This window comes from Xenorhabdus sp. PB30.3, assembly GCF_963895965.1.
GTDB classification, from domain to species: Bacteria; Pseudomonadota; Gammaproteobacteria; order Enterobacterales; family Enterobacteriaceae; genus Xenorhabdus; species Xenorhabdus stockiae.
Window position 1 is genome coordinate 1 of the sequence record NZ_CAWQMW010000159.1, and the last position, 25,142, is coordinate 25,142.

The 25,142-nt window shown below is 44.1% G+C and carries 43 protein-coding genes; 5 read left to right on the forward strand and 38 right to left on the reverse strand.

Translation table 11 applies throughout. The features are described from left to right. Positions 1–274 precede the first annotated feature (274 nt). A complete protein-coding gene (locus tag AACX38_RS15880) occupies positions 275–829 on the forward strand; it encodes a gamma carbonic anhydrase family protein (protein ID WP_228864913.1) in 555 nt (184 codons plus the stop codon). On the opposite strand, the gene AACX38_RS15885 is transcribed toward AACX38_RS15880, so the two are convergent. The 5 genes from AACX38_RS15885 to dprA all read right to left on the reverse strand — a co-directional run bounded on the left by AACX38_RS15885 (position 796) and on the right by dprA (position 4,161). Further along, positions 796–1,065 (reverse strand): DUF1488 family protein, encoded by a 270-nt coding sequence (locus tag AACX38_RS15885; protein ID WP_228864905.1) that lies wholly within the window; start codon positions 1,063–1,065, stop codon positions 796–798. The two genes, AACX38_RS15880 and AACX38_RS15885, sit on opposite strands and share 34 nt — an antisense overlap. After that, positions 1,062–1,880 carry a shikimate dehydrogenase gene (gene aroE, locus AACX38_RS15890; protein ID WP_099123295.1) on the reverse strand — a complete coding sequence of 273 codons (819 nt, stop codon included), beginning with the start codon at positions 1,878–1,880 and terminating at the stop codon, positions 1,062–1,064. The genes AACX38_RS15885 and aroE overlap by 4 nt, the downstream gene beginning before the upstream one ends. A gap of 6 nt (positions 1,881–1,886) precedes the next feature. Then, positions 1,887–2,456 carry an L-threonylcarbamoyladenylate synthase type 1 TsaC gene (tsaC, locus tag AACX38_RS15895; protein WP_228864906.1) on the reverse strand — a complete coding sequence of 190 codons (570 nt, stop codon included), beginning with the start codon at positions 2,454–2,456 and terminating at the stop codon, positions 1,887–1,889. 1 nt (position 2,457) lies between these two features. Further along, positions 2,458–3,009 carry a DNA topoisomerase family protein gene (locus tag AACX38_RS15900; protein WP_228864907.1) on the reverse strand — a complete coding sequence of 184 codons (552 nt, stop codon included), beginning with the start codon at positions 3,007–3,009 and terminating at the stop codon, positions 2,458–2,460. 75 nt (positions 3,010–3,084) lie between these two features. Next, entirely contained in the window at positions 3,085–4,161 is a 1,077-nt protein-coding gene (gene dprA, locus AACX38_RS15905) for a DNA-protecting protein DprA (RefSeq protein WP_228864908.1), read from the reverse strand. A 132-nt stretch (positions 4,162–4,293) separates the two neighbouring features. On the opposite strand from dprA, the gene def reads away from it, so the two are divergent. From def to trkA, 4 genes are all read left to right on the forward strand, one after another. Next, positions 4,294–4,806, forward strand: coding sequence for a peptide deformylase (gene def / locus AACX38_RS15910; protein ID WP_228864909.1), 513 nt, complete (start codon positions 4,294–4,296; stop codon positions 4,804–4,806). 24 nt (positions 4,807–4,830) lie between these two features. After that, a complete protein-coding gene (gene fmt / locus AACX38_RS15915; RefSeq protein ID WP_228864910.1) occupies positions 4,831–5,778 on the forward strand; it encodes a methionyl-tRNA formyltransferase in 948 nt (315 codons plus the stop codon). 86 nt (positions 5,779–5,864) lie between these two features. Continuing rightward, positions 5,865–7,151: a 16S rRNA (cytosine(967)-C(5))-methyltransferase RsmB gene (gene rsmB / locus AACX38_RS15920; RefSeq protein ID WP_228864911.1), complete on the forward strand. Its 1,287-nt coding sequence runs from the start codon at positions 5,865–5,867 to the stop codon at positions 7,149–7,151. 98 nt (positions 7,152–7,249) lie between these two features. Then, on the forward strand, positions 7,250–8,626 hold the full coding sequence (gene trkA, locus AACX38_RS15925; RefSeq protein ID WP_099123302.1) for a Trk system potassium transporter TrkA: 1,377 nt from the start codon (positions 7,250–7,252) through the stop codon (positions 8,624–8,626). 45 nt (positions 8,627–8,671) lie between these two features. On the opposite strand, the gene AACX38_RS15930 is transcribed toward trkA, so the two are convergent. The 33 genes from AACX38_RS15930 to AACX38_RS16090 form a co-directional block, all read right to left on the reverse strand. Then, positions 8,672–8,872 carry an alternative ribosome-rescue factor A gene (locus tag AACX38_RS15930; RefSeq protein ID WP_099111737.1) on the reverse strand — a complete coding sequence of 67 codons (201 nt, stop codon included), beginning with the start codon at positions 8,870–8,872 and terminating at the stop codon, positions 8,672–8,674. A 78-nt stretch (positions 8,873–8,950) separates the two neighbouring features. Beyond that, the gene (gene zntR, locus AACX38_RS15935) at positions 8,951–9,364 is read right to left on the reverse strand and encodes a Zn(2+)-responsive transcriptional regulator (protein WP_099123303.1); all 414 of its coding nucleotides are present in this window, start codon (positions 9,362–9,364) and stop codon (positions 8,951–8,953) included. 187 nt (positions 9,365–9,551) lie between these two features. Then, complete coding sequence (gene rplQ / locus AACX38_RS15940; protein ID WP_099123304.1) at positions 9,552–9,944, reverse strand: 50S ribosomal protein L17; 393 nt, start codon at positions 9,942–9,944, stop codon at positions 9,552–9,554. Between the two features lie 40 nt (positions 9,945–9,984). Next, the gene (locus AACX38_RS15945; RefSeq protein ID WP_038269634.1) at positions 9,985–10,974 is read right to left on the reverse strand and encodes a DNA-directed RNA polymerase subunit alpha; all 990 of its coding nucleotides are present in this window, start codon (positions 10,972–10,974) and stop codon (positions 9,985–9,987) included. A 25-nt stretch (positions 10,975–10,999) separates the two neighbouring features. After that, entirely contained in the window at positions 11,000–11,620 is a 621-nt protein-coding gene (rpsD, locus tag AACX38_RS15950) for a 30S ribosomal protein S4 (RefSeq protein ID WP_086955015.1), read from the reverse strand. 35 nt (positions 11,621–11,655) lie between these two features. Continuing rightward, on the reverse strand, positions 11,656–12,045 hold the full coding sequence (gene rpsK / locus AACX38_RS15955; protein ID WP_002919257.1) for a 30S ribosomal protein S11: 390 nt from the start codon (positions 12,043–12,045) through the stop codon (positions 11,656–11,658). Positions 12,046–12,060: 15 nt separating this feature from the next. Continuing rightward, entirely contained in the window at positions 12,061–12,417 is a 357-nt protein-coding gene (rpsM, locus tag AACX38_RS15960) for a 30S ribosomal protein S13 (protein ID WP_086955014.1), read from the reverse strand. 147 nt (positions 12,418–12,564) lie between these two features. After that, positions 12,565–12,681: a 50S ribosomal protein L36 gene (gene rpmJ / locus AACX38_RS15965; RefSeq protein ID WP_012768118.1), complete on the reverse strand. Its 117-nt coding sequence runs from the start codon at positions 12,679–12,681 to the stop codon at positions 12,565–12,567. Positions 12,682–12,713: 32 nt separating this feature from the next. Continuing rightward, positions 12,714–14,045: a preprotein translocase subunit SecY gene (secY, locus tag AACX38_RS15970; RefSeq protein WP_099111741.1), complete on the reverse strand. Its 1,332-nt coding sequence runs from the start codon at positions 14,043–14,045 to the stop codon at positions 12,714–12,716. Positions 14,046–14,052: 7 nt separating this feature from the next. Beyond that, on the reverse strand, positions 14,053–14,487 hold the full coding sequence (gene rplO / locus AACX38_RS15975; protein WP_099111742.1) for a 50S ribosomal protein L15: 435 nt from the start codon (positions 14,485–14,487) through the stop codon (positions 14,053–14,055). Between the two features lie 3 nt (positions 14,488–14,490). Continuing rightward, positions 14,491–14,670 (reverse strand): 50S ribosomal protein L30, encoded by a 180-nt coding sequence (gene rpmD / locus AACX38_RS15980; RefSeq protein ID WP_008913894.1) that lies wholly within the window; start codon positions 14,668–14,670, stop codon positions 14,491–14,493. A 5-nt stretch (positions 14,671–14,675) separates the two neighbouring features. After that, complete coding sequence (rpsE, locus tag AACX38_RS15985; protein WP_015836271.1) at positions 14,676–15,176, reverse strand: 30S ribosomal protein S5; 501 nt, start codon at positions 15,174–15,176, stop codon at positions 14,676–14,678. A gap of 14 nt (positions 15,177–15,190) precedes the next feature. Beyond that, on the reverse strand, positions 15,191–15,544 hold the full coding sequence (gene rplR / locus AACX38_RS15990; protein WP_012990483.1) for a 50S ribosomal protein L18: 354 nt from the start codon (positions 15,542–15,544) through the stop codon (positions 15,191–15,193). 9 nt (positions 15,545–15,553) lie between these two features. Next, positions 15,554–16,087 (reverse strand): 50S ribosomal protein L6, encoded by a 534-nt coding sequence (rplF, locus tag AACX38_RS15995; protein WP_099111743.1) that lies wholly within the window; start codon positions 16,085–16,087, stop codon positions 15,554–15,556. 14 nt (positions 16,088–16,101) lie between these two features. After that, a complete protein-coding gene (gene rpsH / locus AACX38_RS16000) occupies positions 16,102–16,494 on the reverse strand; it encodes a 30S ribosomal protein S8 (RefSeq protein WP_099111744.1) in 393 nt (130 codons plus the stop codon). A gap of 33 nt (positions 16,495–16,527) precedes the next feature. After that, positions 16,528–16,833 carry a 30S ribosomal protein S14 gene (gene rpsN / locus AACX38_RS16005; protein ID WP_010847489.1) on the reverse strand — a complete coding sequence of 102 codons (306 nt, stop codon included), beginning with the start codon at positions 16,831–16,833 and terminating at the stop codon, positions 16,528–16,530. Between the two features lie 12 nt (positions 16,834–16,845). Continuing rightward, entirely contained in the window at positions 16,846–17,385 is a 540-nt protein-coding gene (gene rplE, locus AACX38_RS16010; RefSeq protein WP_004246952.1) for a 50S ribosomal protein L5, read from the reverse strand. A gap of 13 nt (positions 17,386–17,398) precedes the next feature. Then, the gene (gene rplX, locus AACX38_RS16015) at positions 17,399–17,713 is read right to left on the reverse strand and encodes a 50S ribosomal protein L24 (RefSeq protein ID WP_099111745.1); all 315 of its coding nucleotides are present in this window, start codon (positions 17,711–17,713) and stop codon (positions 17,399–17,401) included. 10 nt (positions 17,714–17,723) lie between these two features. Then, positions 17,724–18,095, reverse strand: coding sequence for a 50S ribosomal protein L14 (gene rplN, locus AACX38_RS16020; RefSeq protein WP_010847486.1), 372 nt, complete (start codon positions 18,093–18,095; stop codon positions 17,724–17,726). Between the two features lie 175 nt (positions 18,096–18,270). Further along, a complete protein-coding gene (gene rpsQ / locus AACX38_RS16025; RefSeq protein ID WP_010847485.1) occupies positions 18,271–18,525 on the reverse strand; it encodes a 30S ribosomal protein S17 in 255 nt (84 codons plus the stop codon). Beyond that, complete coding sequence (rpmC, locus tag AACX38_RS16030; protein WP_010847484.1) at positions 18,525–18,716, reverse strand: 50S ribosomal protein L29; 192 nt, start codon at positions 18,714–18,716, stop codon at positions 18,525–18,527. The genes rpsQ and rpmC overlap by 1 nt, the downstream gene beginning before the upstream one ends. Further along, the gene (gene rplP / locus AACX38_RS16035) at positions 18,716–19,126 is read right to left on the reverse strand and encodes a 50S ribosomal protein L16 (protein WP_036773456.1); all 411 of its coding nucleotides are present in this window, start codon (positions 19,124–19,126) and stop codon (positions 18,716–18,718) included. Before rplP ends, rpmC begins: the two co-directional genes overlap by 1 nt. A 12-nt stretch (positions 19,127–19,138) precedes the next feature. Beyond that, positions 19,139–19,840 (reverse strand): 30S ribosomal protein S3, encoded by a 702-nt coding sequence (gene rpsC / locus AACX38_RS16040; protein ID WP_010847482.1) that lies wholly within the window; start codon positions 19,838–19,840, stop codon positions 19,139–19,141. Positions 19,841–19,857: 17 nt separating this feature from the next. Next, on the reverse strand, positions 19,858–20,190 hold the full coding sequence (rplV, locus tag AACX38_RS16045; protein ID WP_038240485.1) for a 50S ribosomal protein L22: 333 nt from the start codon (positions 20,188–20,190) through the stop codon (positions 19,858–19,860). Positions 20,191–20,204: 14 nt separating this feature from the next. After that, positions 20,205–20,483 (reverse strand): 30S ribosomal protein S19, encoded by a 279-nt coding sequence (rpsS, locus tag AACX38_RS16050; RefSeq protein WP_011148791.1) that lies wholly within the window; start codon positions 20,481–20,483, stop codon positions 20,205–20,207. Between the two features lie 14 nt (positions 20,484–20,497). After that, positions 20,498–21,322 (reverse strand): 50S ribosomal protein L2, encoded by an 825-nt coding sequence (gene rplB, locus AACX38_RS16055; protein WP_099111746.1) that lies wholly within the window; start codon positions 21,320–21,322, stop codon positions 20,498–20,500. Positions 21,323–21,341: 19 nt separating this feature from the next. Then, positions 21,342–21,644, reverse strand: coding sequence for a 50S ribosomal protein L23 (gene rplW / locus AACX38_RS16060; RefSeq protein ID WP_099111747.1), 303 nt, complete (start codon positions 21,642–21,644; stop codon positions 21,342–21,344). Further along, positions 21,641–22,246 carry a 50S ribosomal protein L4 gene (gene rplD / locus AACX38_RS16065; RefSeq protein ID WP_099111748.1) on the reverse strand — a complete coding sequence of 202 codons (606 nt, stop codon included), beginning with the start codon at positions 22,244–22,246 and terminating at the stop codon, positions 21,641–21,643. Before rplD ends, rplW begins: the two co-directional genes overlap by 4 nt. A gap of 16 nt (positions 22,247–22,262) precedes the next feature. Next, positions 22,263–22,895, reverse strand: coding sequence for a 50S ribosomal protein L3 (gene rplC, locus AACX38_RS16070; RefSeq protein WP_099123307.1), 633 nt, complete (start codon positions 22,893–22,895; stop codon positions 22,263–22,265). Between the two features lie 32 nt (positions 22,896–22,927). Further along, positions 22,928–23,239 (reverse strand): 30S ribosomal protein S10, encoded by a 312-nt coding sequence (rpsJ, locus tag AACX38_RS16075; protein ID WP_001181005.1) that lies wholly within the window; start codon positions 23,237–23,239, stop codon positions 22,928–22,930. A gap of 298 nt (positions 23,240–23,537) precedes the next feature. Further along, positions 23,538–24,014: a bacterioferritin gene (gene bfr, locus AACX38_RS16080; protein WP_099123308.1), complete on the reverse strand. Its 477-nt coding sequence runs from the start codon at positions 24,012–24,014 to the stop codon at positions 23,538–23,540. 76 nt (positions 24,015–24,090) lie between these two features. Beyond that, entirely contained in the window at positions 24,091–24,285 is a 195-nt protein-coding gene (gene bfd / locus AACX38_RS16085; RefSeq protein ID WP_228864912.1) for a bacterioferritin-associated ferredoxin, read from the reverse strand. Between the two features lie 247 nt (positions 24,286–24,532). Beyond that, positions 24,533–25,142: EF-Tu C-terminal domain-related protein (locus tag AACX38_RS16090; protein WP_255712142.1), on the reverse strand; the 610-nt coding region annotated here is incomplete at its 5' end.

Genomic DNA, 25,142 nt, shown 5'->3' on the forward strand with positions numbered 1-25,142 from the left:
CTCCGGAGTCAAGCGTTTATTTTCGCTTTCGTTCCGCTGTCCTGCGCGGCGTGTCTCAGCTCAGCGTCGGTCAGTGGTGGCGCATTATAGGGAGTTTTTCGGCCCTGACAACCCTTTTTTGCAATTTTATTTTCAACCGGATATTTTTTGCACTTTTCAATATAAAAACCACTCAATCAGGATGAAATTAATGCAAATTCACCATTGCGTGGTGATCTTTTCCTCAATAACATTTCACGCAATATTATCCTCTCTTACTGTTATTGAGGTTTTTATGTCTACCGTTTTACGTAAATATTTAAACTTACGGCCTCAAATTGGCCAAAGAGTCATGCTAGACCCTACTTCTATTGTGATTGGAGATGTCAGATTGGCAGATAATGTAAGTATCTGGCCGTTAGTTGTCATCCGTGGTGACGTCAATTATGTTTCTATTGGAGCTCGTACCAATATACAGGACTGTTCTATTCTACATGTGACTCATAAATCATCTGATAATCCTGATGGCTTCCCATTAATCATAGGCGAGGAAGTCACTGTCGGTCACAAAGCAATGTTACATGGCTGTACGATAAGAAACCGAGTACTTGTTGGGATGAGTTCAATTATACTTGATGGCTCTATCATTGAAGACAATGTCATTATTGGGGCCGGTAGTCTTGTCCCACCAAGAAAAATATTAGAAAGTGGATATCTATATATAGGCAGCCCAGTCAAACAAGTGCGAAAACTCAAACATGAAGAGTTGGAAGGGCTGCTTTATTCTGCTAATAACTACGTCCGCTGGAAAGATGATTACTTAGCAGATATATCAGACAATAGAGAATAGCATCCAAATTGATCATCCTGCCCATGTAGGATGATTTCTTCAAACTCTTCTTCTAAATCCCAACGATACTGGTGAAATAGTTCAATTGGATGAAAATCATTACCATAACGTCGAATTAATTCATCAGCACTGATCAGACATTGCACTAGTAGACCATTGACCATAGCAGGAAATATAACTTTGCTTTCCTGCTCGTTCCATTCTTCACGGTCAGGAAATTGAATTGCTTGATTCATGGGTGTAATTCTTCTCTTAAAGCAGCTAAAACAGGTTCCACTTTTGGTAAGACACCATGCCAAAGTTCAAAGGAATGCGCCGCTTGTCCCACTAGCATCCCTAATCCATCAGCCAAAAATGAGGCTCCACTTTGCTGGGCAAAATTAAGGAAAGGCGTTAATCCTTTTTGATAATACATATCATAACAAGCACCACCATTACGGAAAACTGACGGATATATTTCAGGTACACTTCCATCAAGGCCAGAAGCGGTTGCATTAATAATAAGATCAAAATCTGGATTCAGAAGAGATTTCATTTCAACTGCCTGAATATGACCAAATGAGGAGAACATATTCACTATACCCTGCGCACGAGCAAAAGTACGGTTAGTAATAGTCACCGCACACCCAAAGTCTAGTAAAGGAGATATAACTCCTTTTGCTGCTCCACCAGCCCCAATAATCAGGATATGCTGCTGTTTGCTAATGAAGTTAAGCCGCTGCAAATCTGCTAATAACCCAACCCCATCAGTGTTATCACCCAGAAGCTGGTTATTTTCAATTAGCTTGAATGTGTTGACTGCACCACAATGTTTAGCTCGCTCACTCAACTGATGTGCACACTCATAAGCTCGTTCCTTAAAGGGAACGGTAATATTCGCACCTAAACCACCCTGTTCAAAAAATTGCTTCAATGTTTGTTCAAAATGTTCTAACGGAGCAAGTATTCTCCCATATTGGTGTTCAATACCCGTTTGTTTGGCAAATAATTGATGAATATAAGGAGATTTACTATGTGCAATCGGATTACCAAAAACCGCGAATTTATCCATTATTCCTTACCCTTGCCGATATAGTTTACCTGTCAAAGCATCCCTGATTTCTGATGGATTCTTACGTCCACCCACTTCCCCCTCCAGCACAGGAAAATCGTTACCGAATTGTCGACAAACTTCTTCTGAACTCCGACATGGTTCCAACCCGCTTAAATTTGCACTGGTTGATACAAGAGGTTTTCCATAAAGGACACATAATTCTCTGACCAAAGGATGATCAGTAACTCGGACAGCCAGTGTTGAGAATCTTCCCGTCAACCACTTTGGTGTCGTAGATTTGGCTGGGATAACCCATGTCACCGGTCCCGGCCAACAAGAAAAGATTGTCTTTTTCTGCTCATTATTCAACTGATTGTCATCAATATAGGGACATAACCTCTCATAACTATCAGCAATAAGGATTAACCCTTTTTCCTTGGGTCTATTTTTCAGCAATAATAATTTATTAACCGCTTTTTCACTGTCAGGGTCACAACCCAATCCAAAAACAGCTTCCGTAGGATAAGCAATGACTTTTTCTTCTTTTAAAGCCGTAATAATTAAATCAAATGCAGGAGATGCTTCATTACTCATTTTATTTCTCAGTTTCAATGGATTGCTGCTTATTACACAATTTACTAGCGCAAAATAGTTTAATGCCCTGTGCGGTTTTCTTTTCGACCAACAAGGGGTAATGACAAAGCTCACATTCTCCTTGTACCGGTTTATTATTCAGTGTGAACTGGCATTCGGGATATCGATTACAAGCGTGAAATGTTTTACCAAATCGTGACTTACGTTGAAACAACTTACCTTTCTGACACTGAGGGCAATTAACTGAAGAATCATCAGGTTTATCAATCGACTCAATATGATTACATTCTGGATAATTGCTGCAGCCAATAAACATACCGTACCGTCCTTGCCGTAAAACCAAAGTTGAACCGCACTGAGAACAAATTTGCCCTTCCAGTTCCTTAATAACGTGTCCATCTGATGATATTTTTAACGGCCGAACATAACAGCAGGATGGATAATTGGAACAAGCATAAAATGGACCATGGGCCCCGTTGCGGATCACTAGTTCAGCACCACATTCAGCGCAATATTCTGTTTGTTTTACTGCAAAGGGTACTTTTTTAGGCATATCTTACTCACGGAAAACTAATCACGATATTTATTGGAAAACCATAAAGTTCAGGTTAAGAGAAAATTCAATTTTTCAATTCACCCGAACATAACCACCAGCAACAACAACCACTTTTCCCATTAATTCAAGCTCCAATAATTGAGTCATGACTTCTGTAATAGGAAGAGAAGAGCGCTGAGCAATTATATCAACAGGTGTAATTTCATCACTTACGTTAACCAGCACCTCAGCAAATGGCAACTCTGTTTGCTCAAATTGTTTATCATTGCCCTCTTCCAGATTAATCCATTGAAAATTAGCATTAATATGTTCCATTATATCAATCACACTGGTTGCTAAATAAGCGCCCTGTTTGATCAACCAGTGATTACCATCACTCGAAGGCCTTCCTAGTGGGCCGGGTAATGCAAAAATATCCCGTCCTTGTTCAAGTGCACAGCGTGCTGTAATCAGTGAACCACTATTTTGATGAGCTTCTACAATCAGAATCGCTAAACTTAACCCACTAATAATCCGGTTTCGTCTTGGAAAATTTTTAGCTTTAGGCGGCGTGTCAGGGAAAAACTCAGAAACCAGAACCCCATTTTCTTTAATGCAACAGGCTAAAGTTCGATGACGATTAGGATAAATATTTTTAAGGCCACTCCCCAATACAGCAACGGTTTTCCCTCCTGCATCAATAGTAGCCTGATGGCAGATACCATCAATCCCAACCGCTAACCCACTGGTTATTACTATCCCATTCTCCGCTAGCCCTCCAGCAAATACTCTCCCCCACTTTTCACCATAAAAACTTGCCGACCGGCTACCCACTATTGCAACTTGTTTCTCAGATAATGTGCTTACTTTCCCAGAGACAAAAAGTATCAGTGGAGGCGAATAAATTTGTTTCAACAAAGAAGGATATTCTGGATCAGAAAAGGTTAATAAGTGATTTCCTGATTGCTCCAACCAATTAAGACTGGAAAGCAAAACAGAAGGATTTGCTTTTAAAAACTGCACACACTGTGTAGGTGATAAACCACAATCTTTCATCACAGCATGAGTAATATTTTTAACCTGCAGTAGATGTTCGATTATAGATACTGCTTTTGTCACTGAAAGGTGAGATACCATTTTCATTCTCAGCCATATTTCCATCATTTCCATTATCGTCATCCTGACTCAATATGTTGTCATGCTTACATGATTAATTTGTAGGCGATACTGTCAATCTAATCAGGAAATGTCTAGAATAGGCGCTAATTATCACTCACTTTTTGGATGCAGTTCTAAACATATATGTCAGTTTTACAAGTATTACATTATCCAGATGAGCGGCTTCGCACAATTGCCAAGCCAGTAGAAAAAGTCGATGCAGAAATCCAGCGTATCATCGATGATATGTTCGAAACGATGTATGCAGAAGAAGGAATCGGCTTAGCAGCAACTCAGATTGATATTCATCAACGCATTGTTGTTATTGATGTTTCAGAGAATCGTAACCAGAGACTTGTACTTATTAACCCAGAGCTAGTAACCGAGTCAGGGGAAACAGGTATCGAAGAAGGTTGTTTATCAGTTCCTGAACAACGTGCATTTGTGCCACGATTCGAGCAAGTCAAAATTAAGGCTCTGGATTATCACGGTCAACCATTTGAGCTGGAAGCAGATGGTCTGTTGGCGATTTGTATTCAACATGAGATGGATCACTTGCTCGGTAAACTCTTCGTAGATTACTTGTCTCCGTTAAAACGACAGCGTATTCGCCAAAAAGTCGAAAAAATTGACCGAATAAGAGCCAAGGCTAAGTAAATTTTATCATTACAGGAAATAACAGTGTCTGATTCTTTACGTATTATTTTTGCCGGAACCCCTGATTTCGCGGCTCACCATTTGGCGGCTTTATTAAAATCTCAACATCAAATTATCGGTGTACTCACTCAACCTGATAAACCGGCAGGAAGGGGTAAAAAACTGACACCAAGTCCTGTAAAAGTATTGGCTGAAGAATATCATCTCCCTGTTTTCCAACCAAAAACATTACGTACAGAAGAAAGCCAGCAATGGGTCATGGAACAACAAGCCGATATCATGGTTGTCGTTGCATATGGTTTGATCCTTCCCCAAGCGGTATTAGATATGCCACCTTTGGGGTGCCTCAATGTTCATGGTTCTTTATTACCTCATTGGCGCGGTGCTGCACCAATTCAACGTGCTATCTGGGCTGGAGATAAAGAAACGGGGGTAACAATCATGCAAATGGACGCAGGCCTTGATACAGGCGATATGCTGTTAAAAGCAACCTGCCCAATTACAAACGAAGATACTACTGCGAGCCTGTACGACAAACTTGCCGATATCGGCTCCGATGCATTGCTTAATACATTAAGCCTAATAACTTCGGGTAATAGTCAGCCGGAAAGTCAAAATAATATTCTGGCTACTTATGCTGAAAAACTCAGCAAAGATGAAGCAAGAATGGATTGGAATTTATCAGCGACTCAGCTCGAACGTTGTGTGCGTGCATTCAACCCTTGGCCAATAAGCTATTTCTTTATTGATGAACAACCCATTAAAGTCTGGGAGGCTTATGCTATTGATGGTAAATCTAACCAAATCCCAGGAACAATTCTTCACGCCGATAAAAAGGGTATCCAGGTCTCTACAATTGATGGGATATTGAATATTACTCAATTGCAGCCCCCGGGCAAAAAAGCAATGTCAGCTGCCGATTTATTAAATTCTAAGCGCGAATGGTTCACTCCGGGTAACAAAATCAACTAACATTCATTGCCTGTATGGTGTCAGCATACGGGCATCTTCTCGCTTTACTACTATTATGCTGATGAAACTCAGCTTTTGACCATGCCATGAAAAATACATATAACCTGCGAAGCATCGCTGCAAAAGCGATTAGCCAAGTGCTGGAGCAAGGACAGTCACTTAGCACTGTTATACCCGAACTCCAACAAAAAGTATCCGATAAAGATAAAGCTCTCCTACAGGAACTCTGCTTTGGTGTAATGAGAGTTTTACCTCAGCTGGAATGGCTTATAGCCCAATTAATGGCAAAGCCATTGAAAGGTAAGCAACGCATTTTCCACTATTTGATCATGGTTGGAATGTATCAACTTACTTATACACGTATACCTGCACATGCAGCGATCGCAGAAACAGTTAATGGGACAATCAGTTTAAAACGTCCACAATTGAAAGGACTCATTAATGGCGTTCTTCGACAATTTCAGCGTCAGCAAGAAGAGTTAGTCGAAAAATCTAATGATGTCGGTCACTATTTACATCCCAAATGGCTATTAACTCGTATTCAAAAAGCTTACCCTCACAATTGGCAATATATTGTCAGTGCAAATAATCAAAAACCACCAATGTGGTTACGTGTCAATCAGATACATCATTCTACAAATCAATATTTTTCTTTGCTGCAAAAAGCCAATATAGACGCAGAATTAGATACAGATCATCCCAACGCAATTCGTCTATTGAGTCCTTATCCTGTCAATATACTGCCAGGTTTTGATAAAGGCTGGGTTACGATTCAGGATCGTTCTGCACAAGGCTGTGCTGAATTATTAATGCCATGTGATGGAGAAGAAATACTTGATCTTTGTGCTGCACCAGGCGGCAAAACAACTCATATACTTGAGATGGCACCAAACGCCAAAGTACTTGCCGTTGATATTGATGAGCAAAGAATTAAGCGTGTGGAAGAAAACTTACAACGCCTTAATTTAAATGCTGTCATTAAAACAGGTGATGGGCGTTTCCCACACAAATGGGCTAACGGAGAACAATTTGATCGCATTCTTCTTGATGCACCATGCTCAGCAACAGGTGTGATCCGTCGCCATCCAGATATAAAATGGTTACGAAGAAATGAAGACATCGATCAGTTAGTGACGCTTCAAGCAGAAATACTTGATGCTATTTGGCCATACTTAAAAAAAAGTGGAACTCTGGTTTATGCCACATGCTCAATTTTACCTGATGAAAATAGCGAGCAAATTAAAGCATTTTTAAAACGCAATCTGGATGCCAAACTCTCTGAAACAGGTACACAAGAGATCCCTGGGATACAAATTACTCCCGAGATAACAGGCGGTGATGGCTTCTTTTATGCTCGATTGACTAAGCAATAATAGAATAGCTTTTCTCTCGCTCTATCGGGCGAGAGAATGTAATGACTTTGCTAAAATAGCAAAATAATTGCAACTTCTAACACATAAAGAGAGTAGCTATGAAGATAATTATTCTGGGTGCTGGTCAGGTTGGTGGAACATTAGCTGAAAACTTAGTTGATGAAAACAATGACATTACTGTTGTTGATACCAATACAGATCGTTTACGCCAGTTACAGGACAAATTCGATCTGCGAGTTGTGAATGGGCATGGTTCTCATCCCAGAGTTTTAAGGGAGGCAGGTGCAGAAGATGCTGATATGTTAGTTGCTGTTACAAATTCAGATGAAACCAACATGATCGCATGCCAGATCGCCTATTCTCTATTTAATACACCAAATAAAGTCGCTCGGATCCGTTCATCAGAATATATTAGGGAATCAGAAAAATTATTTAAGCCCGGTGATATTCCTATCGATTATCTGATATCTCCAGAGCAGTTAGTTATCGACTATATCTACAAATTAATCCAATATCCCGGAGCATTACAGGTTGTTAACTTTTCTGAAGGCCGAGTCAGTATTGTTGCAGTAAAAGCTTATTATGGTGGTTCACTTGTAGGGAATGCATTATCTTCTCTTCGCGAACATATGCCGCATATTGACAGCAAAGTTGCCGCAATATTTCGACAAGACCGTCCAATCAGGCCACAAGGCTCTACCGTTATTGAGGCTGGCGACGAAGTATTTTTTGTTGCTGCATCACAACATATCAGAGCAGTAATGAGCGAGTTGCAGCGTCTGGAAAAACCATACAAACGTATCATGATTGTTGGAGGCGGAAACGTCGGTGCGGGTTTAGCCTTACGCCTTGAAAAAGATTATAGCGTTAAGCTTATTGAGCATAATCAAGAAAGAGCAACTGAACTTGCAGAGCTATTACACGATACTATAGTGTTCTATGGTGACGCTTCTGATCAGGAGCTACTTGCAGAAGAACATATTGAGCAAGTCGATGTTTTCATTGCATTAACTAACGATGATGAAGCTAATATCATGTCAGCCATGCTTGCAAAACGAATGGGTGCCAAAAAAGCAATGGTGCTTATCCAACGTAGTGCATATGTTGATTTAGTTCAAGGTGGTGTCATTGATATCGCTATCTCACCTCAACAGGCCACAGTATCTGCATTACTTGGGCATGTTCGCAAAGCCGATATCGTTAGTGTATTTTCATTAAGGCGAGGTGTTGCTGAAGCTATTGAAGCGATTGCTCATGGTGATGAACATACTTCCAAAGTAGTTGGGAGAAAAATAGGAGATATAAAACTTCCCTCAGGAACAACCATTGGCGCCATTGTCCGCGGAGAAGAAGTCATCATTGCTAATGATTACAGCATTATTCAACAAGGCGACCATGTAATCATGTTTATTACAGATAAAAAATTTGTTCCTGAAGTTGAAAAGCTATTCCAACCAAGCCCATTCTTTCTATAAATCACTTACACGGCTACCAATTCAGAAATATTTGTACTCAGAAAACTAGAAGGCCAATGATAATAACTTGAAAAAATTATTATCATTGGCCTCCCAACCACTTCCTTTCCCATGTTTTGCTTTACGATTATAACTTCCTTTACCTTTTTTATTTTTTTCTACTCGCTGCCTGAACAGAGGGTCATGTAAAAGAGCTTCTATAGCATTATCTTTGATAACGCCTTTTTTATGCCGATATGTTGTCATAGTGACCTCAAAATATGGTTATTTGAATAAATATAGCTTATCAATAGTACTCTTAATGCACAAAAGAATAAAGAAAAATCACTTCTTCGTAGCCCCTTCTTCTAATATTTCCAATATTGAACAATAGGTACTGATATGTGCGCTTCCGCAACAAGCATCGCTTAACATTTTTAAAGAATCGCGCATTTTTTGCATTTCTAATAATTTTTCTTCTATTTCCTGTAATCTAGTATCAACAATTCGCTTAGATTCTTGGCAGGTATGATGTTCAGGATCAACGCGGATAGACAATAACTCTACAATTGTCTCTAATGTAAAACCTAATTGCTTTGCATAGCGAATAAAACGTAACCGCTGTAAATCCTGTTTTGTATAAAGCCTATAACCACTTTCTGTTCTTTCTTCGTGCTCCATCAATCCCTGTTTCTCATAAAAACGAACAGTATCAGGAGTAACATTCGCTAGCTTCGCCAATTGACCAATACGATACATGGTAGCCTCTCATCAAACAGGGAAATAAAATCAATACTACCAGAATAGATTAATAAATCATCGCCGGATGTTCTACTGTCAGCTAGAAATCAAAAAGTAATGGAGAAGATAAGAAGAGATAATGGCGGGAAGAATCAAAAGGCGATAAAAAACCGGGTATTATCCCGGTTTTTTATGCTTCTACAGATTACTCTGCAGCTGCTGCTTCTGTCTGAGACTCAGCGGCGCGGTCAACAAGCTCGATGTATGCCATCGGTGCATTGTCACCTGCACGGAAGCCACACTTCAGAATACGAGTGTAACCACCTGCGCGGCTCGCAAAACGCGGGCCCAGTTCATTAAACAATTTTGCCACGATCTCGTTATCACGAGTACGGGCGAATGCCAGACGACGATTAGCTACGTTGTCGGTCTTGGCAAGAGTAATCAGCGGCTCAACGACGCGACGCAGTTCTTTCGCTTTAGGCAGAGTCGTCTTGATGATTTCATGACGAACCAAAGAACCTGCCATGTTACGGAACATAGCTTGGCGATGGCTGCTGTTGCGGTTCAATTGACGACCACTCTTACGATGGCGCATGACCTTATCCTTCTCAGTAAAACCTTAACCTGTGATCTAGTTATTCATCAGCAATACTTGCTGGTGGCCAGTTTTCCAAGCGCATGCCCAGAGAAAGTCCACGTGAAGCCAGTACGTCTTTAATCTCAGTAAGAGATTTTTTACCCAGATTAGGTGTTTTAAGTAACTCAACCTCAGTACGCTGTACCAGATCACCGATGTAGTGGATAGCTTCTGCCTTAAGGCAGTTAGCAGAGCGGACAGTCAATTCCAGATCGTCAACAGGGCGCAGCAGTATCGGATCAAATTCAGGCTTCTCTTCTTTAACTTCTGGTTGACGTACGTCACGTAAATCAACGAAAGCCTCCAGTTGTTCAGCCAGAATAGTAGCTGCACGGCGAATCGCCTCTTCAGGATCGATTGTACCGTTAGTCTCCATCTCGATAACCAGCTTATCCAAGTCAGTACGCTGTTCTACACGAGCTGCTTCAACATTGTAGGCAATACGCTCTACTGGGCTATAGCAAGCATCTACTAACAAACGACCGATAGGGCGCTCATCTTCTTCCGAATGAATTCGGGCAGAAGCCGGCACATAACCACGACCGCGCTGAACTTTAATACGCATGCTAATGGAAGCGCTTTCGTCAGTCAGATGGCAGATTACGTGCTGCGGCTTGACGATTTCGACATCACCATCATGGATGATGTCGGCTGCAGTCACAGGGCCAATGCCAGATTTATTCAAGGTAAGGATGACTTCATCTTTGCCCTGAACTTTCACCGCCAGCCCTTTCAGATTGAGGAGAATCTCCAGGATATCTTCCTGTACACCTTCTTTGGTGCTGTACTCATGCAGTACACCATCAATCTCAACCTCAGTCACCGCACAACCCGGCATAGACGAAAGCAGAATACGGCGCAGTGCGTTGCCAAGAGTATGGCCAAAGCCACGCTCTAATGGCTCAAGGGTCACCTTGGCGTGCGTCGAACTGACTTGCTCGATATCTACCAGGCGCGGTTTTAGAAACTCTGTCACAGAACCCTGCATTGTGTCCTCTCTTTGGTGCTAAGCTTTACTTAGAGTAAAGCTCGACGATCAGGTGTTCGTTAATGTCAGCGGATAGATCAGTACGTTCAGGATTACGCTTGAACACACCTTCCATCTTCGCAGCATCAACTTCCAACCAAGTTGGTTTCTCACGCTGCTCAGCCAGCTCTAAAGCTGCCTTAATACGAGCCTGCTTTTTCGCTTTTTCACGAACGCTGACTACGTCATTCGGGGATACCTGATAAGAAGCGATGTTAACAACGCGACCATTTACCATGATAGCCTTGTGGCTCACCATCTGACGTGATTCAGCACGAGTCGCGCCAAAACCCATACGATAAACGACGTTATCTAAGCGACCTTCCAGCAAAGTCAGCAGGTTTTCACCTGTGTTGCCTTTCAGACGAGTAGCTTCTTTATAGTAGTTACGGAATTGACGTTCCAGAACACCGTAAGTACGACGAACTTTTTGTTTTTCACGTAACTGAACACCGTAGTCAGACAGACGCGGTTTGCGTGCGCCGTGCTGGCCTGGTGCTTGTTCTAACTTACACTTGGTGTCAATCGCGCGAACGCCAGACTTCAGGAAAAGGTCTGTACCCTCGCGACGGCTCAGCTTGAGCTTAGGACCCAAATATCTTGCCATTTTCTTTCTCCAACAATCCTAAAAACGAAGACGTATTAAACGCGACGTTTTTTCGGTGGACGACAACCGTTATGAGGGATCGGAGTCACATCAGTAATATTAGTGATGCGGAAACCAGCCGCGTTCAGTGCGCGAATAGTTGACTCACGGCCCGGACCAGGTCCTTTAACCATAACTTCCAGGTTCTTAATTCCGTATTCTTTTACTGCTTCAGCACAGCGTTCTGCTGCAACCTGAGCTGCAAACGGAGTAGATTTACGAGAACCTCGGAAACCGGAACCACCGGCAGTTGCCCAACCCAAAGCGTTACCCTGACGATCAGTAATAGTAACGATGGTGTTGTTGAAAGAAGCATGGATATGAGCCACACCGTCAGAGACTTGTTTTCTTACACGCTTACGTGCACGAATAGGTGCTTTTGCCATTATTCAATACCCCGATTATTTCTTGATCGGCTTACGCGGACCCTTACGGGTACGTGCATTGGTCTTAGTACGCTGACCGCGAACCGGCAGACCACGACGATGACGTAAACCACGATAGCAACCAAGATCCATCAGACGTTTGATACTCAGGGTTACTTCACGACGCAAATCACCTTCTACAACGTATTTAGCAACTTCGTCACGCAGCTTGTCAATTTGCTCTTCAGACAGCTCACTGATCTTAACATTTTCAGCAATACCCGTTGCTGCACAGATAGCCTGTGAGCGGGTTTTACCGATACCGTAAATCGAAGTTAATGCGATTACAGTATGTTTCTGATCAGGAATGTTAATGCCTGCTATACGGGCCACTATGCACTCCTACAATATTTATTCACTGCAACACCATTCTGAAAAGCCCGTTTTCAGGATACTCAAATAATGTTGCTGTCAGATAAAAAGATTGGCTGGCTAATTTAGCCAGCTCAACCCAACTTTGCAAGAAAAATATGCGATTAATTAGCCTTGGCGCTGTTTATGCTTAGGCTCTGCACTGCAAATCACACGAACGATACCGTTACGTTTAACGATTTTGCAGTTACGACATAATTTCTTGACGGAAGCACGAACTTTCATTTTTACTCTCCGTAACTTCTCAAGCAAACCGATTAGCGGTTATATCCTTTCAGGTTTGCCTTCTTCAATGCAGACTCATACTGACTCGACATCATCAGAGTTTGCACTTGAGCCATAAAGTCCATGATGACGACGACTACAATCAGTAGGGAAGTACCACCAAAATAGAATGGAACTTTCATTGCATCACGCATGAACTCCGGGATTAAGCAGATAAAAGTAATATATAACGCACCAACTAAGGTTAGACGAGTCATTACTTTATCGATGTACTTAGCCGTTTGCTCTCCCGGACGAATTCCTGGTACAAATGCACCGGACTTCTTCAGGTTATCTGCCGTTTCTCTTGGATTGAACACCAAAGCCGTATAGAAGAAACAGAAGAAGATGATTGCAGATGCATACAATAACACATAAAGCGGTTGACCTGGCTGCAAATACATAGAAATAGTTGTCAACCAATTCCAGTTTGCTCCGCTACCAAACCAAGAGGCTATAGTACCAGGGAACAAAATAATACTGGAAGCAAAAATTGCAGGGATGACCCCAGCCATATTCACTTTCAACGGTAAATGTGTACTTTGTGCTGCAAAAACTCTACGACCTTGTTGACGTTTGGCATAGTTAACAACGATACGACGTTGACCACGCTCCATGAAAACAACGAAGAAAGTTACTGCAAACACTAAAACTGCAACCAACAGCAACAGGAGGAAGTGCAGATCGCCTTGCCGAGCTTGCTCGATGGTGTGACCAATTGCAGGCGGAAGGCCCGCAACGATACCAGCAAAGATTATGATTGAAATACCGTTGCCGATACCTCGTTCAGTAATCTGCTCACCTAGCCACATCAAGAACATAGTTCCTGTGACCAAACTTACAACAGCCGTGAAATAGAATGCAAAACCTGGATTAATAACCAGCCCTTGCATCCCAGGCATATTCGGTAACCCAGTTGCAATACCTATTGACTGGAATATTGCCAGCACTAATGTGCCATAACGGGTGTACTGACTGATCTTACGACGACCAGCTTCCCCTTCCTTCTTAATCTCTGCTAAACGGGGGTTAACCACAGTCAGCAACTGGATAATAATAGATGCAGAAATATACGGCATTATACCCAGTGCAAAGATAGAAGCACGGCTTAAAGCACCACCAGAGAACATGTTGAACATTTCAATGATGGTGCCTCTTTGCTGTTCGAGCAATTTGGCAAGCACAGTGGCATCAATACCAGGGATTGGAATAAAAGAGCCAATACGGAAAACAATCAGAGCTCCAATAACAAACAAAAGTCTGCGTTTTAACTCACCTAATCCGCCTTTAGCACTTTGAAAATCTAATCCTGGTTGTTTAGCCATCTGTTACTTATTCCTCAATTTTACCGCCAGCAGCTTCAATTGCAGCACGGGCGCCTTTAGTAACACGCAAGCCACGCACAGTTACTGCGCGATTGACTTCGCCAGAAAGCATAACTTTCGCGAACTCAATTTGAGGGCCAACAATGTTAGCAGCTTTCAGTGCATTCAGATCGATAACATCGCCTTCAACACGAGCAAAATCAGACAGACGGATTTCGGCTGTAATCATTGCCTTACGTGAAGTAAAGCCAAATTTTGGCAGACGACGGTACAGAGGCATCTGGCCGCCTTCGAAACCACGACGTACGCCACCGCCAGAACGAGATTTCTGACCTTTGTGACCACGGCCGCCAGTTTTACCCAGACCAGAACCGATACCACGACCTACACGTTTAGGTGCGTGCTTGGCACCTTCAGCCGGAGACAGAGTATTTAAGCGCATCTGTTACTCCTCAACTTTAACCATATAGGAAACCAAGTTGACCATACCGCGAACCGCTGGTGTATCTTCGCGTTCAACAGTATGACCAATGCGACGCAGACCTAAACCAGTCAGAGTTGCCTTATGCTTAGGCAAACGACCGATTGAACTGCGAACCTGTGTAATCTTGATAGTCTTAGCCATGGTCATTACCCCAGAATTTCTTCGACGGATTTGCCACGCTTAGCTGCGACCATTTCTGGAGACTTCATGCTGTCTAAAGCATCCAGGGTTGCACGAACCACATTGATTGGGTTAGTGGAACCATAGGTTTTAGCCAGTACGTTACGAACTCCAGCTACTTCCAGAACCGCACGCATCGCACCACCTGCGATGATACCTGTACCTTCATGAGCAGGCTGCATGAACACGCGGGAACCGGTGTGTGCGCCTTTCACTGGGTGGTGCAGGGTGCCGCTGTTAAGTGCGACGGTTTTCATATTGCGACGTGCTTTTTCCATCGCTTTCTGGATCGCTGCCGGAACTTCGCGTGCTTTGCCGTAGCCAAAACCAACGCGACCGTTACCATCACCAACTACAGTCAGTGCTGTAAAGCTGAAAATACGGCCACCTTTAACGGTTTTAGATACGCGGTTTACCGCGATCAGCTTTTCCTGCAGTTCGCCAGCTTGTTTTTCGATGTGAGCCATCTTACACCTCTACCTTAGAACTGAAGGCCAGCTTCACGGGCAGCATCTGCCAGTGCCTGGACTCTACCATGATATTGGAAACCAGAACGGTCAAAAGATACGTTTTTGATACCTTTTTCCAGAGCACGTTCAGCAACAATTTTACCAACTACTGCTGCGGCTTCTTTGTTTCCAGTGAATTTCAGTTGTTCGCTGATAGCTTTTTCTGTTGTAGAAGCTGCCACCAGAGTTTCAGAACCATTTGGTGCGATAACCTGCGCATAAATATGGCGAGGGGTACGGTGTACCACCAGGCGAGTTGCACCCAGTTCCTGGAGCTTGCGGCGTGCGCGGGTCGCACGACGGATACGAGCTGCTTTCTTATCCATAGTGTTACCTTACTTCTTCTTAGCCTCTTTGGTACGCACGATTTCATCGGCGTAACGAACACCCTTGCCTTTGTATGGCTCAGGACGACGATAGGCACGCAGATCTGCCGCAACCTGACCAATCACCTGCTTATCAGCACCTTTCAGTACGATTTCAGTTTGTGATGGGCATTCCGCAGTAATGCCTGCAGGCAGTTGATGTTCAACCGGATGCGAGAAGCCTAAAGACAAACTAACAGTATTGCCTTTAACTGCTGCACGGTAACCAACACCTACCAGTTGGAGCTTCTTAGTGAAGCCTTCGTTAACACCGATAACCATTGCATTCAGCAGAGAACGAGTTGTACCCGCCTGTGCCCAAGCATCTGCAAAACCTTCGCGTGGAGCGAAAGTCAGCTGGCTATCTGCATGTGTAACTTCAACTGCGCTGTGGATTTCACGACTCAATTCGCCGTTTTTACCCTTAATCGAAATAACCTGACCGTTGAGTTTAACCTCTACGCCGGCAGGAATGACGACGGGTGCTTTTGCAACACGAGACATTCTTTCCTCCCGAATTAAGCTACGTAGCAGAGAATCTCGCCACCCAGACCAGCCTGGCGAGCTGCACGATCAGTCATTACACCTTTAGAGGTAGAAATAACAGCGATACCCAAACCAGCCATAACTTGTGGCAGCTCATCTTTTTTCTTATAGATGCGCAGACTTGGGCGGCTTACACGCTGGATGCTTTCTACAACAGCCTTACCTTGGAAGTACTTCAGAGTAACTTCCAGTTCTGGCTTGGTGTCGCCTTCGATTTTAAAATCTTCAATATAACCTTCTTCCTTCAGCACTTTGGCAATTGCCACTTTCAGCTTGGAGGAAGGCATGGTGACCGCAACTTTATTCGCGGCTTGACCGTTACGGATACGGGTCAGCATATCCGCGATCGGATCTTGCATGCTCATCTGTCTTTACTCCCGTGATTCAATTGGTGACAATTACCAGCTAGCCTTTTTAAGGCCCGGGATTTCACCGCGCATAGCGGCTTCACGGACTTTAATACGGCTCAACCCAAACTTCCGCAAAAATGCATGCGGACGCCCAGTTTGACGGCAGCGGTTACGCTGACGGCAAGGGCTGGAATCACGTGGCAGTGTTTGCAGCTTGAGAACAGCATTCCAACGATCTTCATCAGATGCGTTTACATCAGAGATGATCGCTTTCAGTTCAACGCGTTTTGCGAAGAATTTCTCAGCTAATTTCGCACGTTTTACATCACGTGCTTTCATTGATTGCTTAGCCATGAATACCCTGCCTTACTTGCGGAACGGGAAGTTAAACGCAGCCAACAGTGCGCGGCCTTCATCATCAGATTTCGCAGTAGTGGTGATGGTAATATCCAAACCACGTACACGATCCACTTTATCGTAATCGATTTCAGGGAAGATGATTTGCTCACGAACACCCATGCTGTAGTTACCGCGACCATCAAATGACTTAGCGGACAAACCACGGAAGTCACGAATACGTGGTACAGCAATAGAAATCAGGCGCTCAAAGAACTCCCACATGCGTTCGCCACGCAGGGTTACTTTACAGCCGATTGGATAGCCCTGACGGATTTTGAAGCCTGCAACTGACTTGCGTGCTTTGGTGATCAGTGGTTTTTGACCAGAAATTGCTGCCAGATCAGCTGCTGCATTGTCCAGCAGTTTCTTGTCAGCGATTGCTTCACCAACACCCATATTCAGGGTGATCTTCTCGACCCGAGGGACTTGCATGACAGAATGGTAACCAAACTGACTCATCAGTTTCTGGACTACCTCGTCTTTGTAGTAATCATGCAGTTTCGCCATCGTATACTCCAAATTACTTGATAGTTTCGTTGTTAGATTTGAAGAAACGTACTTTTTTGCCGTCTTCGAATCTAAAACCTACACGGTCAGCCTTGCCGGTTTCTGCATTAAAGATTGCAACGTTAGAAACCTGAATTGCTGCTTCTTTTTCAACGATGCCACCTGGTTGGTTCAGAGCCGGAACTGGCTTCTGATGTTTTTTAACCAGATTGATACCTTCAACGATAATTTTACCAGAAGAAAGAACCTGTTTTACTTTACCGCGCTTACCTTTGTCTTTACCAGTCAGCACGATAATTTCGTCATCACGACGGATTTTCGCTGCCATTGCCTGCTCCTTAGAGTACTTCAGGTGCCAGAGAGATAATTTTCATGAACTTTTCATTACGAAGTTCACGAGTTACCGGCCCAAAAATACGCGTACCGATAACCTGCTCACTATTGTTGTTCAACAATACGCAAGCGTTGCTATCGAAGCGAATGACAGAACCGTCCGGGCGACGAACACCCTTCTTGGTGCGCACCACTACCGCTTTCAGGACATCACCTTTCTTGACTTTACCACGAGGAATCGCTTCCTTGATGGTGATCTTGATGATATCACCGACATGTGCGTATCGACGGTGCGAGCCACCTAGAACCTTGATACACATTACGCGACGTGCACCGGAGTTGTCGGCCACGTTCAGCATAGTCTGTTCTTGGATCATTTTAGTGCTCCGCTAAATGTCAACTACTACTGAGCCACTTTATTTTTAAAGAAGCCGTTTTAATATCCCACACTACGAGGGCGCGGCATTATAACACCACATCTTCGCGATGGACAGAAAAATAAACGGCCCTGTTATTTTTTGAGCCGTTTATTTCTTATGAGATAGCGCCCTATTATAGAACCGCTTTCTCTACAACGCGAACTAAGGTCCAAGATTTAGTCTTAGACAGTGGACGGGTTTCGCGGATTTCCACTACATCGCCAATTCCACATTCATTGTTCTCGTCATGTACGTGCAACTTAGTCGTACGCTTGATGAATTTACCATACAGTGGGTGTTTCACCTTACGTTCAATAGCAACAACAATGGATTTTTCCATTTTGTCGCTAACAACACGACCTTGCAGAGTACGGATTTTATCGGTCATTACGCACCCGCCTTCTCAGTCAGTAAAGTCTTAACGCGTGCAATATTACGACGCACTTGTTTCAACAGATGAGACTGTTGCAGCTGGCCGCTTGCCGCCTGCATACGCAGATTAAACTGTTCACGTAACAGGTTCAGCAGCTCAGTGTTCAGCTCTTCAACGCTTTTTTCGCGCAGCTCTTGTGCTTTCATTACATCACCGTCTTAGTTACAAAGGTGGTTTTGATAGGCAGTTTCGCTGCCGCCAGCTTGAACGCTTCACGGGCCAGCTCTTCAGACACACCGTCCATCTCATACAGGACTTTACCAGGCTGGATCAAGGCAACCCAATACTCTACGTTACCTTTACCTTTACCCATACGCACTTCGAGTGGCTTCTCGGTGATTGGTTTGTCTGGGAACACACGGATCCAGATTTTACCTTGACGCTTAATTGCACGGGTCATAGCACGACGTGCCGCTTCGATTTGACGAGCAGTCAAACGACCACGGCCCACAGCTTTCAGACCGAAAGTGCCGAAGCTAACATCCGCACCGGCAGCCAGACCGCGGTTACGGCCTTTATGCACTTTACGGAATTTCGTACGCTTTGGTTGTAACATCAGCGACTCTCCTTACTTGCGGCCTTTACGCTGCTGCTTTTTAGGTTGAGCAGCCGGTTTTTCCGCCTGTTCAACAGCAGCCATACCACCCAGGATCTCACCTTTGAAGATCCATACCTTAACGCCGATTACACCATAAGTGGTGTGCGCTTCTGAAGTGTTATAGTCGATATCTGCACGCAGAGTGTGCAAAGGTACACGACCTTCACGATACCATTCAGTACGCGCGATTTCAGCACCGCCCAGACGGCCGCTTACTTCCACTTTGATGCCTTTAGCGCCCAGACGCATTGCGTTCTGTACAGCACGTTTCATAGCACGGCGGAACATAACACGACGTTCCAACTGTGAGCTGATGCTGTCAGCAACCAGTTTTGCGTCCAGTTCAGGTTTACGCACTTCGGCAATATTAATCTGCGCAGGAACGCCAGCGATGTCCGCTACAGCTTTGCGCAGTTTTTCTACGTCTTCACCTTTCTTACCGATTACGATGCCTGGACGAGCAGTGTGAATAGTCACACGGATGCTTTTCGCAGGACGTTCGATAACGATACGTGAAATAGATGCTTTAACCAGTTCTTTATTCAAGTACTGGCGAACTTTAAAGTCGCTGTCTAGGTTGTCAGCGAATTCTTTGGTATTCGCATACCAGGTAGAGTTCCAAGGTTTGACAATACCCAGACGAATACCATTAGGATGTACTTTCTGACCCATTGCTAGTCTCCAGAGTCTCAGCGATCGGACACAACCACAGTAATGTGGCTGGTGCGCTTCAGGATACGATCTGCACGGCCTTTGGCACGAGGCATAATGCGCTTCATGGTTGGACCTTCGTCTACGAAAATTTTCGCAACTTTCAGATCATCGATGTCAGCGCCATCGTTGTGTTCTGCGTTAGCAATAGCAGACTCAAGTACCTTCTTCACTAAACCAGCAGCTTTCTTGTTGGTATAGGTCAGAGTTTCCAGAGCTTGCGACACTTTCTTACCGCGGATCAGGTCAGCCACAAGGCGAACCTTCTGAGCAGAAGAACGAGCGTGGCGATGTTTAGCGATAGTTTCCATCTCTTCCTCCTACCTTAGCGCTTCTTAGCCTTTTTATCGGCCGCATGGCCGCGATAAGTACGGGTCGGCGCGAATTCACCCAGTTTGTGACCAACCATTTCGTCGGAAACAAAAACTGGAACATGCTGACGACCATTATGGACAGCGATGGTCAAACCGATCATGTTAGGAAAGATCGTTGAACGACGGGACCAAGTCTTAATAGGCTTTTTGTCTCCGCTTTCCACCGCTTTCTCTACCTTCTTCAGCAAGTGCAGGTCAATAAATGGACCTTTCTTGAGAGAACGTGGCATGGTTTATCCTCTAATTATTTTTTAGAACGGCGACGTACGATGTATTGATCAGTACGTTTGTTACTACGGGTCTTCTTACCTTTGGTCTGGATGCCCCATGGAGTTACAGGGTGTTTACCAAAGTTACGACCTTCACCACCACCGTGTGGATGGTCAACTGGGTTCATCGCCGTACCACGAACGGTAGGACGGATACCACGCCAGCGGCTTGCACCAGCTTTACCCAGAACGCGTAGCATGTGTTCTGCGTTACCAACTTCACCTAAAGTAGCACGGCAGTCAGCCAGTACCTTACGCATTTCACCAGAGCGCAGACGCAGGGTTACATAAGAACCATCACGTGCAACGATCTGAGCATAAGCACCTGCTGAACGAGCCAGCTGGCCACCTTTACCTGGTTTCATTTCTATGTTGTGAACAGTAGAACCAACCGGGATGTTGCGCATTGGCAGAGCATTACCAGCTTTGATTGCAGAATCTGCACCAGACTGGATTTGATCGCCAGCTTTCAGGCCTTTAGGAGCCAGAATGTAACGACGTTCGCCGTCCTTATACAGAACCAGCGCGATGTTTGCTGAACGGTTTGGATCATATTCCAGACGCTCAACAACAGCAGGGATACCGTCTTTGTTACGTTTGAAGTCAATCAGACGATAGTGCTGTTTATGGCCACCACCAATGTGACGAGTGGTAATACGACCATTGTTGTTACGACCACCAGTTTTGCTGTTTTTTTCTAACAGCGGAGCATAAGGTTTGCCCTTATGCAGCTCAGGGTTAACCACTTTAACAACGTGGCGACGGCCCGGAGACGTAGGTTTACATTTAACAATTGCCATTGTTCTTTACTCCTCCGACTTACTCAGCGCCGCCAACGAAGTCCAGGTTCTGGCCTTCTTTCAGGGTGACGTAAGCTTTTTTCCAGTCGCTACGACGACCAACACGCTGACCGTGGCGTTTAACTTTACCTTTAACCAGCAAAGTGTTCACAACCTCAACTTCGACTTCAAACAGTTTCTGCACAGCAGCTTTGATTTCTGCTTTAGTCGCGTCTTTCGCAACTTTGAGAACGATGGTGTTAGTTTTTTCCATCGCTGTAGAAGCTTTTTCAGATACGTGCGGCGCGCGCAGTACTTTCAGCAGACGTTCTTCACGGATCATGCCAGCATCTCCTCAACTTGCTTCACAGCTTCAGCAGTCATAACCACTTTGTCGAAGGCGATCAGGCTTACTGGGTCGATACCCGCAGCATCACGGACGTCAACTTTGTACAGGTTGCGAGCTGCTAAGAACAGGTTCTCATCAACTTCACCAGTGATGATCAGCACGTCTTCCAGAGCCATCTCTTTCAGTTTCTGTGCCAGCAACTTGGTTTTAGGTGCTTCAACAGAGAACTTCTCGACAACGATCAGACGATCTTGACGTACCAGTTCAGACAGGATGCTTTTCAGGGCACCGCGGTACATCTTTTTATTAACTTTTTGACTGTGGTCCTGTGGCTTCGCTGCGAAAGTTACACCACCAGAGCGCCAAATTGGGCTCTTAATTGAACCAGAACGCGCACGGCCAGTGCCTTTTTGACGCCATGGTTTTTTACCTGAACCAGAAACTTCAGCACGAGTTTTCTGAGCACGAGTACCTTGACGAGCACCAGCTGCATACGCAACAACTACTTGATGCACAAGCGCTTCATTGAAATCACGCCCGAAGGTAGTTTCGGAAACAGTCAGCGCGCTTTGCGCGTCTTTCAATACCAATTCCATTCCTATCTCCTCGACGTTACGCCTTGACAGCCGGTTTTACGATCAGGTTGCTGTTGGTTGCACCAGGTACAGCACCTTTGACCAGCAGCAGGTTGCGCTCTGCGTCAACACGTACTACATCCAGGCTTTGAACGGTTACACGCTCATTACCCAGTTGGCCTGCCATTTTCTTACCTTTGAACACCTTGCCCGGAGTCTGGTTCTGACCGATAGAACCCGGAACACGGTGAGACAGGGAGTTACCGTGCGTAGCATCCTGAGTACGGAAGTTCCAGCGTTTAACAGTACCCGCGAAACCTTTACCTTTAGATGTACCAGTAACGTCGACTTTTTTAACGTCAGCGAAAATTTCAACACTAATGCTTTGACCCACAGCGAATTCTGCATCTTCTTCAGACAGACGGAATTCACGCAGGATACGGCCAGCTTCAACGCCAGCTTTAGCGAAATGACCTGCTTCAGGTTTGTTAACGCGGCTTGCTTTTTTGCTACCAGTCGTTACCTGAATTGCACGATAACCGTCAGTCTCTTCGTTTTTAACTTGAGTTACACGGTTATTTTCGATTTCGATAACAGTTACAGGGATTGAAACGCCTTCTTCAGTGAAGATGCGAGTCATGCCCACTTTTTTACCGACTAAACCAATCATTGTTTCAACCTCTCAATCGCTCAATGACCTGATTAACCCAGGCTGATCTGCACGTCTACACCGGCAGCCAGATCCAGACGCATCAGAGCATCAACGGTTTTCTCGGTTGGCTCAACGATGTCAACCAGACGTTTGTGAGTGCGAATTTCGTACTGATCACGCGCATCTTTATTAACGTGCGGAGAAATCAGAACGGTAAAACGCTCTTTACGAGTCGGCAGCGGGATCGGACCACGAACCTGCGCACCAGTGCGCTTAGCGGTCTCTACGATTTCCGCAGTTGATTGATCGATCAAACGATGATCAAATGCTTTCAGGCGGATACGGATTCTTTGGTTCTGCATGAGACCAGAGCTCCAACTATTTTATAAACGTAAATAATTACTACTCACACCCATTTCGATTGATGGGGGAGTGTAATCGTTCAATATATAACCCCCATATCGGGAGTATTTTAATATGGCGGTAATTACCGCTCACACTGATAAAAATCAGCCTACGAAGTAGGTTAGCCCGCGCATTATACGTGAATCACTTCACAATGCAAGACAAGGATGAAATTTATTCAGATAAATAATAAAGGAAGGTAAAAATAGTCAGAAATGAACGCCCTATATGTATTTACAGGGCGTTAGCGTAATTCTATTCTTCTTCAATAATATGGGCCTGAATATAGTTTTGCATACCCATTCGTTTAATCAGTTCGAGTTGTGTTTCCAGCCAGTCTATATGATTTTCTTCATCTGCAAGAATTTCAATCATTAAGTCCCGGCTCACATAGTCGTGGATTGAATCAGCATATGCAATTGCTTCTCTCATATCCTGAGCACCACGTAATTCCAACGTTAGATCGGATTGCAACATCTCTTCGACATCCTCACCGATATTGAGTTTGCCTAAATCCTGTAAATTAGGGATACCTTCCAGAAATAAAATACGCTCAATATATCTATCTGCATGTTTCATTTCTTCAATAGATTCACGGTATTCAACATCATTCAGGCGCACTAATCCCCAGTTTTTAAACATACGGGCATGTAAAAAATACTGGTTTATGGCGACAAGTTCGTTACCAAGAAGTTTATTAAGATGGGCAATTATTTTTTTATCACCTTTCATAATCAATTCCTCCGCTTCCAGTACTTACAGTGTAGTACTAATTAAACAGAGTAATTGCAAGACAATTGTGCTTATTTTAAGCAACATTAATTATAAGGGGAAGCAAGGAGATTTCTTCATTGATTATTTCGCGGGCCTGACGTACACATTTTCCACAATCACTCCCCACAGGCACAAAGTTTTTCAGCTCTCTGATAGAACGAACATTCTGCTGTCTAACAGCATTACGTATGGCTTTATCACTTATTGCGTTGCAGAGACAGATATACATGGAACACTCTTCTAACTATTTATAATGTTATAACTAATTGTGTACTGATTAACGAACTTAATTAGGTTCAACAGCGGTTATAGCTATAAAATAAAGTATATTGTCAAATTGTAAATGTTAATCACTCTCATTTCAATTATTGTTTATGCTTTATTTCAATGAAAAATAAAGCTACTACTTTTTTCGATGGCACAAAAAAAAGAGGAGCTATCGCTCCTCTTTTTTAGAATTTTTTGCTAATCAAAGATTAAGCAATAACTTTAGCAACAACACCTGCACCTACAGTACGGCCGCCTTCACGGATTGCGAAACGCAGACCTTCGTCCATTGCGATTGGAGCAATCAGGTTAACTACCATGTTGATGTTGTCACCTGGCATTACCATCTCAACGCCTTCTGGCAGTTCGATAGTACCGGTTACGTCAGTTGTACGGAAGTAGAACTGTGGGCGGTAACCTTTGAAGAATGGAGTATGACGACCACCTTCATCTTTGCTCAGGATATACACTTCAGATTCGAACTGAGTGTGTGGGTGGATAGAACCTGGTTTCGCCAGAACCTGACCACGCTCAACATCATCACGCTTAGTACCACGCAGCAGAACACCAACGTTCTCACCCGCACGGCCTTCGTCCAGCAGTTTGCGGAACATTTCAACGCCAGTACAAGTTGTTTTCGTGGTTTCTTTGATACCAACGATTTCAACTTCGTCACCAACTTTAACGATACCACGCTCAACACGACCCGTTACAACAGTACCACGGCCGGAGATGGAGAATACGTCTTCGATTGGCAGCAGGAATGGCTTGTCAATGTCACGCTCTGGTTCTGGGATGTAAGTATCCAGTGCTTCAGCC